13 protein-coding genes and 1 tRNA gene are annotated in these 13899 nt (G+C 72.8%); 2 read left to right on the top strand and 12 right to left on the bottom strand.

What is annotated here, in order from left to right; genetic code table 11:
- Window positions 1-50 precede the first annotated feature (50 nt).
- From AC0VYL_RS07020 to nadD, 4 genes are all read right to left on the bottom strand, one after another.
- Window positions 51-123: transfer RNA gene (locus AC0VYL_RS07020), tRNA-Ala, on the bottom strand.
- Between the two features lie 76 nt (window positions 124-199).
- On the bottom strand, window positions 200-823 hold the full coding sequence (locus AC0VYL_RS07015) for a histidine phosphatase family protein (protein ID WP_475460492.1): 624 nt from the start codon (window positions 821-823) through the stop codon (window positions 200-202).
- 41 nt (window positions 824-864) lie between these two features.
- Window positions 865-1263, bottom strand: coding sequence for a ribosome silencing factor (gene rsfS, locus AC0VYL_RS07010; RefSeq protein WP_475460490.1), 399 nt, complete (start codon window positions 1261-1263; stop codon window positions 865-867).
- A 49-nt stretch (window positions 1264-1312) separates the two neighbouring features.
- Complete coding sequence (nadD, locus tag AC0VYL_RS07005) at window positions 1313-1921, bottom strand: nicotinate-nucleotide adenylyltransferase (protein WP_475460488.1); 609 nt, start codon at window positions 1919-1921, stop codon at window positions 1313-1315.
- A gap of 256 nt (window positions 1922-2177) precedes the next feature.
- Here nadD and AC0VYL_RS07000 point away from each other — a divergent pair, with 256 nt between their 5' ends.
- Window positions 2178-3233: a M48 family metallopeptidase gene (locus AC0VYL_RS07000; RefSeq protein WP_475460486.1), complete on the top strand. Its 1056-nt coding sequence runs from the start codon at window positions 2178-2180 to the stop codon at window positions 3231-3233.
- A gap of 54 nt (window positions 3234-3287) precedes the next feature.
- On the opposite strand, the gene AC0VYL_RS06995 is transcribed toward AC0VYL_RS07000, so the two are convergent.
- From AC0VYL_RS06995 to AC0VYL_RS06980, 4 genes are all read right to left on the bottom strand, one after another.
- A complete protein-coding gene (locus AC0VYL_RS06995) occupies window positions 3288-4010 on the bottom strand; it encodes an alpha/beta hydrolase family protein (RefSeq protein WP_475482643.1) in 723 nt (240 codons plus the stop codon).
- The gene (locus AC0VYL_RS06990) at window positions 3991-6447 is read right to left on the bottom strand and encodes a bifunctional salicylyl-CoA 5-hydroxylase/oxidoreductase (protein WP_475482642.1); all 2457 of its coding nucleotides are present in this window, start codon (window positions 6445-6447) and stop codon (window positions 3991-3993) included. Before AC0VYL_RS06990 ends, AC0VYL_RS06995 begins: the two co-directional genes overlap by 20 nt.
- Window positions 6448-6544: 97 nt before the next feature.
- Window positions 6545-8248 carry a benzoate-CoA ligase family protein gene (locus AC0VYL_RS06985; protein WP_475482641.1) on the bottom strand — a complete coding sequence of 568 codons (1704 nt, stop codon included), beginning with the start codon at window positions 8246-8248 and terminating at the stop codon, window positions 6545-6547.
- A gap of 40 nt (window positions 8249-8288) precedes the next feature.
- Entirely contained in the window at window positions 8289-9434 is a 1146-nt protein-coding gene (locus tag AC0VYL_RS06980; RefSeq protein ID WP_475482640.1) for an acyl-CoA dehydrogenase family protein, read from the bottom strand.
- 168 nt (window positions 9435-9602) lie between these two features.
- Between AC0VYL_RS06980 and AC0VYL_RS06975 the strand changes: the two genes are divergently transcribed.
- Window positions 9603-10523 (top strand): PaaX family transcriptional regulator, encoded by a 921-nt coding sequence (locus tag AC0VYL_RS06975; RefSeq protein WP_475483482.1) that lies wholly within the window; start codon window positions 9603-9605, stop codon window positions 10521-10523.
- Between the two features lie 28 nt (window positions 10524-10551).
- Here the strand turns inward: AC0VYL_RS06975 and AC0VYL_RS06970 are convergent, their stop codons facing one another.
- From AC0VYL_RS06970 to AC0VYL_RS06955, 4 genes are all read right to left on the bottom strand, one after another.
- Window positions 10552-10989, bottom strand: coding sequence for a RidA family protein (locus AC0VYL_RS06970; RefSeq protein WP_475482639.1), 438 nt, complete (start codon window positions 10987-10989; stop codon window positions 10552-10554).
- A gap of 14 nt (window positions 10990-11003) precedes the next feature.
- Complete coding sequence (locus AC0VYL_RS06965; RefSeq protein ID WP_475460472.1) at window positions 11004-11831, bottom strand: enoyl-CoA hydratase family protein; 828 nt, start codon at window positions 11829-11831, stop codon at window positions 11004-11006.
- Window positions 11828-12592 (bottom strand): SDR family NAD(P)-dependent oxidoreductase, encoded by a 765-nt coding sequence (locus AC0VYL_RS06960; protein WP_475460470.1) that lies wholly within the window; start codon window positions 12590-12592, stop codon window positions 11828-11830. Before AC0VYL_RS06960 ends, AC0VYL_RS06965 begins: the two co-directional genes overlap by 4 nt.
- Before the next feature lie 290 nt (window positions 12593-12882).
- Window positions 12883-13854, bottom strand: a complete 972-nt coding sequence (locus AC0VYL_RS06955; protein ID WP_475460468.1) for a hypothetical protein — start codon at window positions 13852-13854, stop codon at window positions 12883-12885.
- Window positions 13855-13899 lie beyond the last annotated feature (45 nt).

Raw genomic sequence — 13899 nt, 5'->3', positions numbered from 1 at the left:
GGAAGGCCCGCCGGGAGGTTGCGCGGCAACCACCCAGCGGGCCCTACTCGTGGAGCTATGGGGATTCGAACCCCAGACCTCCTCCATGCCATGGAGGCGCGCTACCAACTGCGCCATAGCCCCGTGCGGGAGTCGTGGGGGCGGGTGCCCCTCCGACTCCCTGAACCTTAGCGGAAGATGCCCGGTTCGTCGAAACGGATCACGCGTCGTCGCTGAGCACCACGGGCTCGGGGAGACTGGCGGCGTTGTGCTCCATGAGGCGCCAGGTGTCCCCCCGGGTCTGGAGCACGGACCAGCAGGCGTTGCTGAGCGGGCCGAGGACCTCGCGCTGTTCGTCGGGGATGCCGAGCATGCGGGTGATGCCGATCCTCAGCGCCGCCCCGTGGCTGACGATGACCAGGAGCCCACCGGGCGGGGTCCTGTCGATGCCCCGGTGGATGGCCGCGAGCATGCGGTCGCCCACGTCGGAGATGTGCTCCCCGTCGGGGATGTCCATGCGGGGGTGCTCCACCGGCCAGCGCGCGGCCAGTTCGGAGGAGGTCTGCCCCTCCCAGGAGCCGCCGAAGCGTTCGCGCAGCCCCTTGTCGTACTCCACGGGAAGCCCCGAGGAGCGGGAGAGGTACCCGGCGGTGTCCGCCGCGCGCCTGAGGTCGGAGGCGACGATGGCGTCGGGCGTCAGCGTGGCGAGCAGCCGACCGGCCCGCTCGGCCTGTGCGTGGCCGACCGGGTCGAGGTCGATGTCGGTCTGTCCCTGAAAGCGTTTCTCGACGTTCCAGGCGGTGCGTCCGTGCCGCCAGAACAGCACACGAGGGGCGTCACTCACGTGGTGTGTCTCTCTAGTTCGGCGACCGGCGGCCGCGGAGGTTACGGCTCGTCCAGAGGGGTGCGCTCGGCGCCCCGGGCGCCCTCGGGGAGTTCGATCTCCGGGCAGTCCTTCCAGAGGCGTTCGAGGCCGTAGTAGCCGCGCTCCTCCTCGTGCTGGACGTGGACGACGATGTCGGCGTAGTCCAGGAGGACCCAGCGGCCGTCGCGCTCGCCCTCACGGCGGACGGGCTTGGCGCCGGACTGGATGCGGAGCTGGTCCTCGATCTCGTCGACGATGGCGCGGACCTGGCGGTCGTTGGGCGCCGAGCACAGGACGAAGGCCTCGGTGATGACGAGCTGTTCGCTGACGTCGTAGGCGATGATCTCCTGTGCGAGCTTGTCGGAGGCGGCCTCTGCGGCGACCTTGACGAGTTCCAGGGCCCTGTCGGTGGCTGTCACGTTGTGCCTGCTGCCTTACTTGTTCGGGGTGCGGGTCCGCGTGGCGCGGTCAGGACTCCAGGTAGAGCCCGGTCTTGTTGATGTAGCGGACGATGCCGTCGGGCACGAGGTACCAGATGGGTTCGCCCTTGCGTACGCGTTCGCGGCACTCGGTGGAGGAGATGGCGAGCGCGGGGACCTCCACCAGGGAGACCTTGCCCTCGGGCAGGCCGGTGTCGCTGAGGTGGTGTCCGGGCCGGTTACAGCCTACGAAATGCGCGAGGTCGAAGAGTTCGTCGACGTTGTGCCAGCTCAGAATGGCGCCCAGCGCGTCGGCCCCGGTGATGAAGAAGAGCTCCACGTCGGGGCCGTAGACGGCGCGCATCTGGCGGAGCGTGTCGAGGGTGTAGGTGGGGCCGGAGCGGTCGATCTCGACGCGGTCGACCCTGAACTGGGGGTTCTCGGCGGTCGCGATGACCGTCATGAGGTAGCGGTCCTCGGAGGGCGTGACCTTGTCGAGGTCCTTCTGCCAGGGTTGCCCGGTCGGCACGAAGACCACCTCGTCGAGCCCGAAGAGGTGGGCGACCTCACTCGCGGCGACGAGGTGGCCGTGGTGGATGGGGTCGAAGGTGCCGCCCATGATGCCGACCCGGGTCGGCGCGGAGCCGTCCCGTCTCACAGGTGGGCTCCCTCCCTGGGAGCCGCCGGTGGCCTGGTGTGTCACTGTGCGCTCCGTTCGCTGCCGTCTTGCCGGTTTCGGCCAACCGAGATTAGCCGACCCCGACGGGTCGCGGGCGTGATGCTCCCGGCAACACCAGAAACAAGGGGCGGGTCGCCCTGCTTCCCGCGGGGTTCGTGAAACACTCGCGAATCACGTCATATCTCGATGGCTCCGAACCGTGGCCAACGGGCATCGTGCCGCATAGCATGCCGTTATGGCCAACTCACCAGACCGCGCACGCGTCCGGCTCACAGACATCTCCCCTCGTGCCTACGAGCACCCCGCCGACCGCGGCGCCCTGGTCGCGCTGCGTTCGCTGTCGGGCTTCGACACCCTCGTCAAGTCCCTGTTCGGGCGGATCAACGAGCGCTCGCTCCGCCTGATGTTCCTCTCCAGCGCGGTGCGGGTCAGCCCCACCCAGTTCCCGGAGCTGCACGACTACCTCCGCGACGCTGCCTACGTCCTCGACCTGGACGAGGTTCCCGAGCTCTACGTGAAGATGGACCCCCAGCCCAACGCGATGGCTATCGGCCGCAAGAAGCCGTTCATCGTCATGACGACCGGTCTGTTCGACCTGTTCAACGCCGAGGAGAAGCGGTTCGTCATCGGCCACGAGGTCGGTCACGTGCTGAGCGGGCACTCCGTGTACCGCACCATCCTCCTGCTGCTGGTGTGGCTGTCCACCAAGATCATGTGGATTCCGCTGGGCGCCATCGCGATCCAGGCGATCCTGGCGGGCCTGCGGGAGTGGCAGCGCAAGTCCGAGCTCTCCAGCGACCGCGCCGGGCTGCTGACCTGTCAGAACCCCGAGGCCGCCAAGAGCGCCCTGATGAAGCTGGCCGGCGGCTCGAACCTGTCCCAGATGAACCCCGACGCGTTCATGGAGCAGGCCCGCGAGTACGAGGGCGGCGGGGACGCCGTGGACAGCGTCCTCAAGCTGATGACCACCATCCCGCAGAGCCACCCGTTCGCGGTGGTCCGGGTGGCCGAGCTCCACCGGTGGACCGAGAGCGGCGAGTACCAGCGGATCCTGGACGGCCAGTACCCGCGCCGCGCCAGCGACAGGGACGCCAGCGTCTCCGAGGAGGCGAGCAGCGCGGCCAACTCCTACCGGGAGGGCTGGAGCCGTTCCTCCGACCCGCTGGTGAAGACCATCCGTGACGTGGCCGGTGGCGCCGGTCGCGCCGGGGGCCAGATCTTCGACACGGTGGCCGACCGCTGGCGGGGCGGCCAGAGCGGCGGCGCCGAGGGCGACGGCAGCAGGAACTAGCCCGCCGGTTCGGGGGCGGTGCCCGGCCTGGCCGGGCACCGCCCCCGTCGTGTGTCAGCCCCAGCCGTGCGCGAGCGCGTCGCGCACCTCGCGCCAGGCGGCGCGTTCGGGGTCGATGGCGGCGAAGTGGTCGATGCCCGGGACCTCCCGGTAGTCGACGGTGTCCCCGGCGGCGCGGGCCGCGGCCACGTAGTCGCGGCTGTGCTCGACCGGCACGCGCTGGTCGGCGTCGCCGTGGACGACCAGCTGCGGCAGTCCGAACGGCAGCCGGTGCAGGGGCGAGGACTCGGCGTAGAGCGCGGGCGCGGGGTCGGGGCCGAGGAAGGGTGCGACCGCGCCCTCCCCCAGTGCGGCCTCGGCGCAGCGGCGCAGGTCGGTGACGGGCGCGATGGGGACCACCGAGGTCACCGGCGAGTCGACGGCCGTCATCAGGGCGAGGTGTCCCCCGGCGGAGTGGCCGATCGACACCACCCTGGAGGTGTCCAGCCCCGGCTCGTGTTCGGCGGTGGCGGCGAGGAGGTCGAGGGCGCGGGCGACGTCGTCGCGGGTCTGCGGCCAGCCGCCGCCGTCCGCGCCGGTGCGCCGGTACTCGACGTTCCACACCGCCCACCCGGAGGCGGCGAGGTCGCGGGCGATCGGATCCATCAGGCGGGCGTCGTGCAGGTCGCGCCACCAGCCACCGTGCAGGAGCACGGCCACGGGGGCGGGGGCCTCGGCGCCCTCGGGGTCCCAGCGGTGGACGATCTGGCTGGGGTGCTCACCGTAGGGCGTCGTCACCGTGGTCCTCCTTGGTTCGTGGCCGGACCCGTTCCGGGGTGTCCGGGCGCCACCGCCGGTGCCGGGTGGCCGGTGTCTCGGAGGAACGTAGCAGGTCCAGCCGGGGGCGCGGTCCGTCGGTCCGGCCGGTGGGCGGTCTGCGGCTGCCCGCCCTGAAGGGGGTGGGCCAGGTCGCCCCCGGGCCGGTGTAGCCCTGTTCGGCGGCGGCGTGCAGGGTCCACTGGGGGTCGTACAGGTGGGGGCGGGCCAGGGCGCACAGGTCGGCCCGGCCCGCGAGGATCGTGGAGTTGACGTCGTCGTGGGAGGAGAGGGCGCCGACCGCGATGACGGGCACGCCGAGTTCGCGGCGGATGCGTTCGGCGAAGGGCACCTGGTAGCTGCGTCCGAAGGCGGGCCGTTCGTCCGGGGTGACCTGGCCCGTGGAGACGTCGATGGCGTCGGCTCCCGCCCCGGCCAGGGCCCGGGCGATGCGCACGGCGTCGTCGGCGGTGGTGCCGTCCTCGACCCAGTCGGTGGCGGAGATCCGGACGGTGAGGGCCTTGTGGTCGGGCCACTCGGCACGGACCGCGGCCAGGACCTCCAGGGGGTAGCGGAGCCGTGCGGTGAGGTCGCCCCCGTAGTGGTCGGTGCGGTGGTTGGTGACCGGGGACAGGAAGGAGGAGAGCAGGTAGCCGTGGGCGCAGTGGAGTTCGAGGAGGTCGAACCCGGCGCGGTCGGCGGAGCGGGCGGCGGAGGCGAAGTCGTCGCGGATCGCGGCCATCGCGGCGGGGCCGAGCTCTTCGGGGACCTGGTTGACCCCGTCCCGGTAGGGCAGCGGTGAGGGGGCGACCAGGGGCCAGTTCCCGGTGGGCAGGGGCTGGTCGATGCCCTCCCACATGAGGCGGGTGGAGCCCTTGCGTCCGGCGTGGCCGAGCTGCACGCCGATCCGGGCCGTGCTGTGGGTGTGCACGAACTCGGTGACGCGGCCCCAGGCGGCCTCGTGCTCGGGTGTGTAGAGGCCCGCGCAGCCGGGGGTGATGCGGGCGTCGGCGGACACGCACACCATCTCGGTCATGACCAGCCCGGCCCCGCCCAGGGCCTTGCCGCCCAGGTGGACGAGGTGGAAGTCGCCGGGGAGGCCGTCCGTGGCGGAGTACATGTCCATGGCCGAGACCACCACCCGGTTGTCCAGTTCCACGGGTCCCAGCCGGAAGGGATGGAACATGGGCGGGCGCGGTTCGGGTTCGGGTCCGGCGGGGACGGACTCCCCTGGTTCCGCGCCGCGCTCCGGGGCGTGCCCCGACGCGACCTCGCGGGCGAACCAACCGTCCACGCGGGCGACGAACTCGGGGTCGCGCAGGCGCAGGTTGTCGTAGGTGACGCGGCGGCTGCGGGTGAGCAGGTCGAAGGCGAACTGGAGCGGTTCCGCGTCGACGTGCCGGGCGATGTCCTCGAACCACTCCAGGCTGGCCTGGGCGGCGCGCTGGGTGCTGGCCACGACGGGGCGGCGTTCGTCCTCGTAGGCGCCGAGCGCGGCGTCGACGCTGGGCTGTTCGCTCAGGCAGGCGGCGAGGGCGAGCGCGTCCTCCATGGCCAGTTTGGTGCCGGAGCCGATGGAGAAGTGCGCGCTGTGCGCTGCGTCGCCGAGGAGGACGGTGTTGCCGTGGCGCCAGGTGCGGTTGCGCACGGTGGTGAACCGCTGCCAGCGGGAGTTGTTGGGCCGGAGGCGGTGCCCCCGCAGCACTCCGGCGAAGAGGTCCTCGCAGCGGGTGATCGCCGCGAGGTCGCTCTCCCCCGGGGCTAGGTCGCGGTCGACGAACCCGGCCCGGCGCCACACGTCCTCGCCCATCTCGACGATGAAGGTGCTGGAGTCGGTGGAGTACGGGTAGCAGTGCAGCTGCACGACCCCGTGAGGGGTCTCCAGGACGTGGAAGTTAAAGGCGTCGAAGACCAGGTCGGTGCCGAGCCACATGAACCGGTTGCGGTGCGGTTGGAGTTCGGTGCCGAAGGCCGTGGCGTGGGCGGACCGGGTGTGGCTGTTGATCCCGTCGGCGGCGACGACGAGGTCGTGGGTGGCGGCCAGCTCGGCGGCGGGCGGGGCCTCGGTCCGGCCGAGGACCCGCACCCCGAGCTCGGCGCAGCGGGCGCGCAGGATCCGGAGGAGTCGGCGGCGGCCGATGGCGGCGAAGCCGTGCCCCCCGGAGGTGGTGACGGTGCCGCGGTGGTGGACGTCGATGTCGTCCCAGCGGGCGAACTCGGAGGCCATCGCCTCGTAGACGGCCGGGTCGGCGTGTTCGATGCCGCCCAGGGTCTCGTCGGAGAGCACCACCCCGAACCCGAAGGTGTCGTCGAGGGCGTTGCGTTCGTAGACGGTGATGTCGTGGGTGTGGTCCAGCTGTCGGGCCAGGGCCGCGAAGTAGAGTCCGGCCGGTCCCGCCCCGATACACGCGATGCGCATCGTGTGCCTTCCTGTTCGTCGCGGATCCGTGTGTGCCCGGCGGGGTGGGAACGCCCCCCGCGCGCGCCTGGACGACGCTCTCCCGGACCCCGGCGCCTCACTCGTCGGCGCCCTCCCGGAGCCGGAAGCGTTGGAGCTTGCCGGTGGCGGTACGGGGCAGCGCGGCGCGGAAGACGATGGCGCGCGGGGCCTTGTAGGGGGCGATGCGCGCGCGTACGTGTTCCCTGAGCCGGTCGGCCAGGGCGGTGTCGGGGGTGATCCCCTCGCGCGGGACCACGTGGGCGTGGACCACCAGGCCCCGGTCCGGGTCCCGGGCGCCGACCACCGCCGCCTCCTCGACGTCGGGCGAGGTGAGCAGGGCCTCCTCCACCTCGGCCGGGGCGATGTTGTACCCGGCGGAGACGATCATGTCGTCGCTGCGCGCCCGGTACCAGAAGTAGCCGTCCTCGTCGCGGACGTAGGTGTCCCCCGTGTGGTTCCAGCCGTGGCGGACGTACTCGCGCTGGCGGTCGTCCGCCAGGTAGCGGCAGCCGACCGGGCCCCGGACCGCCAGGTGCCCGGGTTCCCCGTCGGGGACGGGCCGCCCCTGGTCGTCGAGGATCCGGGCCTCGAACCCGGGGACGGGGCGCCCGGTGGAGCCGGGGCGCATGTGCTCGTCCGTGGCGGAGACGAAGATGTGCAGCATCTCCGTCGCGCCGATGCCGTCGAGCATCCGGATGCCGGTGGCGTCGTACCAGGCCCGCCACGTCGCGGCGGGCAGGTGCTCTCCGGCGGAGACGCAGCGGCGCAGCGAGGACAGGTCACGGTCACCGGTCCGGGCGAGCATGGCCCGGTAGGCGGTGGGGGCGGTGAACACGATCGTGGCGCCGCGTTCGCTGACGGCGTCCAGCAGCGCCTCGGGGCGGGGGCGTTCGAGGAGGACTGTGGCCGCCCCGGCGCGCAGCGGGAAGACCAGGAGTCCGCCGAGGCCGAAGGTGAAGGCGAAGGGCGGGCTGCCGACGAAGAGGTCGTCCGGCCGGGGTCTGAGGATCCGGGCCGAGTAGGTGTCCGCGATGGCGAGGACGTCCCGGTGGAAGTGGACGCAGCCCTTGGGGTCGCCGGTGGTGCCGGAGGTGTAGGCGATCATGCAGGCGTCGTCGGCGGCGGTGGGCACCGGGGCGAAGTCCGCGGGCGCCCCGCTGGCCCGGTGCCCGGTGATCCGTGCGGTGAGGTCGTCGGGTCCGTCACCGCCGTAGGCCAGGACGTCCGGGGCCCGGTCCCCGAAGCCCGCCGCGGCCTCGGTGAGGTCGTCGAGGAACCGGGCGTCGCAGACCGCGTGGGAGACCTCGGCGGAGCGGAGGATGGTGGTGAGCTCCCCGGCGCGCAGGACCGGCAGGACGGTGACGACCACTCCCCCGGCCCTGAGGACCGCCAGCCAGCATGCGGCCAGCCAGGGGGAGTTGGGCCCGCGCAGCAGCACCCGCTGCCCCGGGCGCAGACCGCGTTCGTCCACCAGCACGTGGGCGATCCGGTCCACCCGTTCCCGGAGCTGACCGTAGGTGAGGCTCTCGTGGTCACCGACCAGGCAGCGGCGGTCCGCGCCGAAGCGGGCGATGGTGCCGTCGAGCAGTTCCTCCGCGCAGTTGAGCCGGTCGGGGTGGTCCAGCGGCCGGATCAGCGGCCACTCCTCGGGCGGGGGCAGGTGGTCCCGGGTGAAGGTGTCCTCGTGTGCCGTGGGTGAGAGCGCCACGGCCGCGTGCGTCCCGGTCGGGGACGGGTCGTCGGTGCGGTCCGGCCGGTCGGCCGGGTTCTGGTTCGACATGCTGGACCTCCGAGGTGCGGGGGACTTCAGCCGGACGCTGCTACATGTGGCGGGCGATGATCTGGCGCTGGACCTCCGACGCGCCCTCGTAGATCCGTGGGGCGCGCACCTCCCGGTAGAGGTGTTCGAGCAGGTGTCCCCGGCGCAGGGCGCGGGCGCCGTGCAGCTGCACGGCGGCGTCCACCACGTACTGGGCGGTCTCGGTGGCGAAGAGCTTGGCCATCGCGGCCCTGAGGGTGACGTCCGGACCGCCGGAGTCGTACTCGGCGGCGGCCGCGTAGACGAGGAGCCGGGCGGCCTCGGTCCGGGTGGCCATCTCCGCGAGGGTGTGCGCGACGGTCTGGAGGGCGTCCAGCGGTCCGCCGAAGGCGCTCCGGTGGGCCGTGTGCTCCCGTGCGGCGGCGAGGGCGGCGTCGGCCATGCCGACGGCGAAGGCCCCGACACTGGGGCGGAACAGGTCGAGGGTGCGCATGGCCACCGCGAACCCCTGGTCGGGCAGGCCCACGACGTCCTCGGGGCCCACCTCGACCCCGTCGAACACCAGGTGGCCCAGAGCGTGCGGGGAGAGCATCTCCAGCGGGGAGCCGGACAGCCCGGGGCGGTCGGCCGGTACGCAGAAGGCGGTGATCCCTCGGGAGCGGGTGCCGGGGGTGGTGCGGGCGAACACGGTGTAGAAGTCGGCGTCGGGCGCGTTGGAGATCCACGTCTTCTCGCCGTGCAGTCGCCAGCCCGTGCCCGAGGGGTCGGCCCGGAGCGCGAGCGCGGCGGCGTCGGAGCCCGCGTCGGGTTCGGAGAGGGCGAAGGCCGCGACGGCCCGCCCCGAGGCCGCCTCGGGGACCCAGCGTCGGCGTTGGTCGTCGGAACCCGACTGGAGGAGCGGATACGTGCCCAGCCCCTGGAGGGCGAGGGCGGTCTCGGCGTGGGTGTCGGCACGGGCCAGGTGCTCACGCAGCAGGCACAGGCGGGTGGCGGGCGCCTCCCTGAGGGGGCCCTCGTCCGCCGTGCCGGGGAAGAGCGCCGGGAGCAGGCCCGACTCCCCGAGGCGGAGGAGCAGGGGGCGGTCCACCCGGCCAGGGGGCCCGGAGGGGGCCGTGTCCGCCGTGGACGGCGCGGTGGCGAAGTCGGCGGCGCGCTCCCTGACGCGGTGCGCGAACTCGTGGTCGGTGTGGTCGCAGGGGAGCTCCATGGGTGACCTCGGCTCTCGTCAGTACGTGATCCACCCCACATCGCAAATGTACAATAACCGTGACGATCGTCAAGAGACCTATATGGAGTCATTTCGACAGTGCACAGAACCACCGGCGACGACGGGGACGACCCGAAGACCACGGGCGGCGGCCGCTATCGTGTCCGCGTGACGTCCAACACCGACCGGGCAGCCGGGACCGCCGATCCCCCGCCGGACACCTCCGTCGCGTCCACGACGGACACCGAGCGGCGGCGGCCGAGGTCCCTGATCGTCTCCTTCTTCGGCTCCTACGCCCGTGACGTGGGCGGGTGGATCGGGGTGTCCGACCTCATCGCCCTGATGTCCGGGCTCGACGTGGACGGCCCTGCCGTCCGCTCGGCCGTGTCCCGGCTCAAGCGGCGCGGACTCCTGACCCCGGAACGCCTCGGCGGGGTGGCCGGGTACCGCCTCTCCGACCAGGGACGACGCATCCTCGCGGAGGGCGACCAGCGAATCTTCGGCCACCGGGTCGCCCGCGTCCAGGACGGCTGGGTGCTCGTGGTGTTCTCGGTGCCCGAGTCCGAGCGGAACCGCCGCCACGCCCTGCGCGCCCAGCTCACCCGGCTCGGCTTCGGCACCACCGCCGCCGGGGTGTGGATCGCTCCCGCCCACCTGACGGAGCAGGCCCGCGCCGCGCTCCGGGACCTCGGCCTGGAGGAGCACGCGGAGCTGTTTCACGCCTCCTACCTGGACTTCCGTGATCTCACCGGGTCTGTAGCGCGCTGGTGGGACCTACCGGCGCTCCAGGCGATGTACGAGGGTTTCCTCGACGAGCACGAACCGGTCGCGGCGGCCTGGCGCCGTCGGGGTACCTGCGCCCTCCGCACCCCCGAGGCCCACGCGGCGGCCTTCGCCGACCACCTGCGGGCGGTGGACGCCTGGCGGCGGATGCCGTACCTCGATCCGGGTCTGCCGCCGGAACTGCTCCCCGACCGCTGGGCGGGCAGCCGTGCGGCGCGGGTCTTCTTCGAACTGCACGCCCTGCTGCGCGGACCTGGGCTGGAGCACGTCCGCGCCGCCGCCACCCTCGACCCCGGCCCCTCGTAGCGGGGCCGACCGGCTCACCGCTCCGGCGTCACCGGGCGGCGGGGCCGGGGATCACGGCGACGCCGACCAGCTCGACCAGCGCTCCGAGTTCGAAGAGCTCGACCACCCCCAGCAGCGCCATCGCCGGGTAGTGGCGGCCCAGGTGGGCACGGTAGGCGCGGCCGATGTCCCGGGCGGCGGCCCGGTACCCCGGGACGTCGGTGGTGTAGATGGTCAGGCTCACGAGGTGTTCCGGGGCTCCCCCGCTGGCGCGGAGGGCGGTGACCACGTTGCCGAGGGCGACCCCGAACTGGTCCGGCAGGGCCCGCGCCGCCAGCGCGCCGTCCGGCCCCGAGGCGATCTGCCCGGCCAGGTGGACGGTGCGCCCGGGGGCGGGCACCACCGCGTGCGAGAAGCCGGGGGTGGGCCCGAGTTCGGGCGGGTTGACCAGCGTGTGCGGGCTCCGGGGCGGACTCTCGGGTTCCACTCGCTCCCCCTCCACTAGCGCCCCTTCCACTCGGGTTCACGGCGGCCCGTGAAGGCCGCGTGGAACTCGGCGTAGTCGGCGCTCTTCATCAGGAGCGCCTGGGTCACGGCCTCCAGCTCGATCGCGCCGGACAGGCCCATGTCCAGCTCGCGGGAGAGCAGCGCCTTGGTCTGCGCGTAGCCGAAGGCGGGCCCCTCGGAGAGCCGGGTGGCCAGGCGGGTGACCGCCCCGTCCAGCGCGTCGTCCTCGACCAGCTCGCTGACCAGCCCGTAGCGGTCGGCCTCCGCGGAGTCGAGGGTGTCCCCGAGCATGAGGATCTTCGTGGCGTTGCCCAGGCCCACCATGCGCGGGAGCAGGTAGGCGGCGCCCATGTCGGCGCCGGACAGACCCACCTTGGTGAACAGGAAGGCGAAGCGGGCCGAGCGGGCGACCACACGGAAGTCGGCGGCCAGGGCCAGGACCGCGCCCGCGCCGGCCGCGATCCCGTGGACCCCCGCGACCACGGGGACGGGGCACTCGCGCATGGCCCGGACGACCTCGCCGGTCATCCGGGTGAAGGCGAGCAGGTCGTCGGGGTCCATCTCCAGGGTCCGGCCGATGATCTCGTCGACGTCCCCGCCCGAGCAGAACCCCCGGCCGCCGCCGCGCAGCACGAGGACGCGGGTGTCCCCCCGGTGCGGGAGCTCGGTGAGCAGGTCGCGCAGGTCGGCGTAGGCGTCGAAGGTCAGGGCGTTGAGCCGGTCCGGCCGGTCGAGGGTCACGGTGGCCACCCCGCCCTCCCGGTGGAGGTCGAAGTTCCGCCAGTGCTCGGTCAGGGGCGCGGACGCCCGGAAGGGGCTCATCGGTGGGTTCCTCCGCCGTCGATGGTCAGTGACTGGCCGTTGACCGCTCCGGCCAAGGGGCTCGCGAGGTAGGTGACGGCGGCGGCCACCTCGTCGGGTTCGATGAGTCGGCCCAGGGGGCCGGAGGTGGCCAGGGCCTGCTCGGCCTGGTCGAGTCCGCGTCCCGTGCGCTCGGCGATGCGGGCCACGGAGCGCTCGGTCATGGGGGTGCGGACGAAGGAGGGGCACACGGCGTTGCTGGTGACGCCGGTGCCGACGACCTCGGCGGCCACCGCCCGTGCCAGGCCGAGCATCGCGTGCTTGGAGGCGGTGTAGGCGGCGGTGTACCGGGAGCCGGTGTGCGCGGCGGTGGAGGCGATGAAGACGATCCGCCCCTGGTCGCGCGCGAGCATGCCCGGCAGGAGCGCCCGGGTGAGCAGGAAGGCGGAGGTGGTGTTGGTGCGCAGGTGGGTGTCCCAGAGGTCGAGGTTGGTGCCTCGCAGGGGCGCGCTCCGCGCCGTGCCCGCATTGTTGACCAGGACGGACACCTCTCCGAGGTCGTCCGCCAGGGACTCCACCGCCTGTTCGTCGGTGATGTCGCAGATCCGGGTGGTGACGTTGAGGCCGTGTGCGCGGGCCCGGCGCTCCAGGGCGGCGAGCCGTCCGGAGTCCCGCCCGAGGGCGACCACCTCGTCCCCCTCACTCGCCAGGGCGAACACGATGGCCCGCCCGATCCCGCCGGAGCCACCGGAGACCACGACACGCCGTTCGGAGTCAGCCATGCCCGGAATGTATCACCGGGCCATGACCATCGTCACTGCTACGACATAACAGGGGTGATTGTGGGACAGATGGGGTTGAAGGGGAGGCGTGGGCGCGTTGGCCCCGCACGAGAACAGCGCCGACGGCACGGGGCCGTCGGCGCTGCGGGAGGCGAGGGGCGGGGGTGCCGCCCCCTGCCGGGGCGTGTCCCCGCCCCGCCGCGGAGAGCGGCGGGGCGGGGCGATGCGGACCAGCCCGTGGGACCGGCCCGGACCGGGGAGCGGAACCGGGCCGGAGCGGCCGGACCGGACTAGAAGGCGGGACCGGCCTCCAGGGCGTCCGCGATGGTCTGGGCGCGCAGCTCCTCGACCGTCTCCTCCAGGTCGGCCTCGTGCGCCTCGAACTCGGCGGTCACCTCGGCGGCCAGCGCACGCAGCGCGACCTCCTGGGTGACGATGCCGCCGCGCACGCGGTTGTTGTCACCGACCTGCGCGGTCGGGCTGTTGTCGGAGGTGGTCAGGTCGCCGCCCACGATGTTGTTGTCGACGTACACGCCACCGGAGACGCCGGTGACCGACAGGTCGCCGTCGATGTAGTTGAGCGAGCTGGCGAAGCCCTCGTCCGCTCCGGCACCGACGGACACCGGGCCGTTGCCGCCGCTGTACGTGGCGTCACCGATGACCTCGCTGTCAGCGAGGATGCCACCGGAGGCGGCGTCGGTGACGGAGAGGTCCCCGCGCACCACGCTGTCGAAGATGTCCACGTACTCCACGCCCTCGGCGGTCACGCCGCCCAGACGGGAGTCGGTGACGTAGACCTCTCCGACGCTGGCGTCGACGGAGGAGGCGGAGGAACCGACCACGAAGACGAAGCCGTCGTTGTCGGCGCCCTCTGCGGGCGCGGCGCTCAGACCGGCGACCGAGGTGCCCTCCTCCAGGTAGGTCCCGTAGGAGCCCGTGTTGACGACGTCTCCGGCGACCTCGGTGCCGGAGGCGTCGAAGTAGCCACCCTTGGAGACGGTCACGCCGCCGTCGATCTGACCACCGATGACGTGCAGGTTGGCGTCGCCCTCGACGGTGACCTTGCCCTGGATGACGGTGCCGTCAAGGAAGCAGCTCGCACCGGCCGGGACCTTGAGATCAGTGGGCAGGGTGACCGCGCCACCGTGACCCGAGCAGAGAGTGATCAGGTCCGCCTGGGCGGGGGCTGCCATGAGGGTGACGCCGCCGATGGCCAGGGCCGCGGTGGCGGTGGACGCAGCGATCTTGCTCCCGAACTTCATGCGGGGGAATTCCTTTCGTCGTGACCGGTGGGGTCCGACGCTCCT

This window comes from Nocardiopsis sp. iso_238, assembly GCF_056173325.1.
This window is presented reverse-complemented; position numbering and strand designations above follow the sequence as displayed.

What these genes read in the sequence shown, in the direction of transcription:
- AC0VYL_RS07000 (WP_475460486.1), top strand. Translation starts at nt 2,178, where the DNA reads ATGGCCAACTCACCAGACCGCGCACGCGTCCGGCTCACAGACATCTCC.
- AC0VYL_RS06990 (WP_475482642.1), bottom strand. Translation starts at nt 6,447, where the DNA reads ATGCGCATCGCGTGTATCGGGGCGGGACCGGCCGGACTCTACTTCGCG.
- AC0VYL_RS06985 (WP_475482641.1), bottom strand. Translation starts at nt 8,248, where the DNA reads ATGTCGAACCAGAACCCGGCCGACCGGCCGGACCGCACCGACGACCCG.
- AC0VYL_RS06980 (WP_475482640.1), bottom strand. Translation starts at nt 9,434, where the DNA reads ATGGAGCTCCCCTGCGACCACACCGACCACGAGTTCGCGCACCGCGTC.
- AC0VYL_RS06965 (WP_475460472.1), bottom strand. Translation starts at nt 11,831, where the DNA reads ATGAGCCCCTTCCGGGCGTCCGCGCCCCTGACCGAGCACTGGCGGAAC.
- AC0VYL_RS06960 (WP_475460470.1), bottom strand. Translation starts at nt 12,592, where the DNA reads ATGGCTGACTCCGAACGGCGTGTCGTGGTCTCCGGTGGCTCCGGCGGG.
- AC0VYL_RS06955 (WP_475460468.1), bottom strand. Translation starts at nt 13,854, where the DNA reads ATGAAGTTCGGGAGCAAGATCGCTGCGTCCACCGCCACCGCGGCCCTG.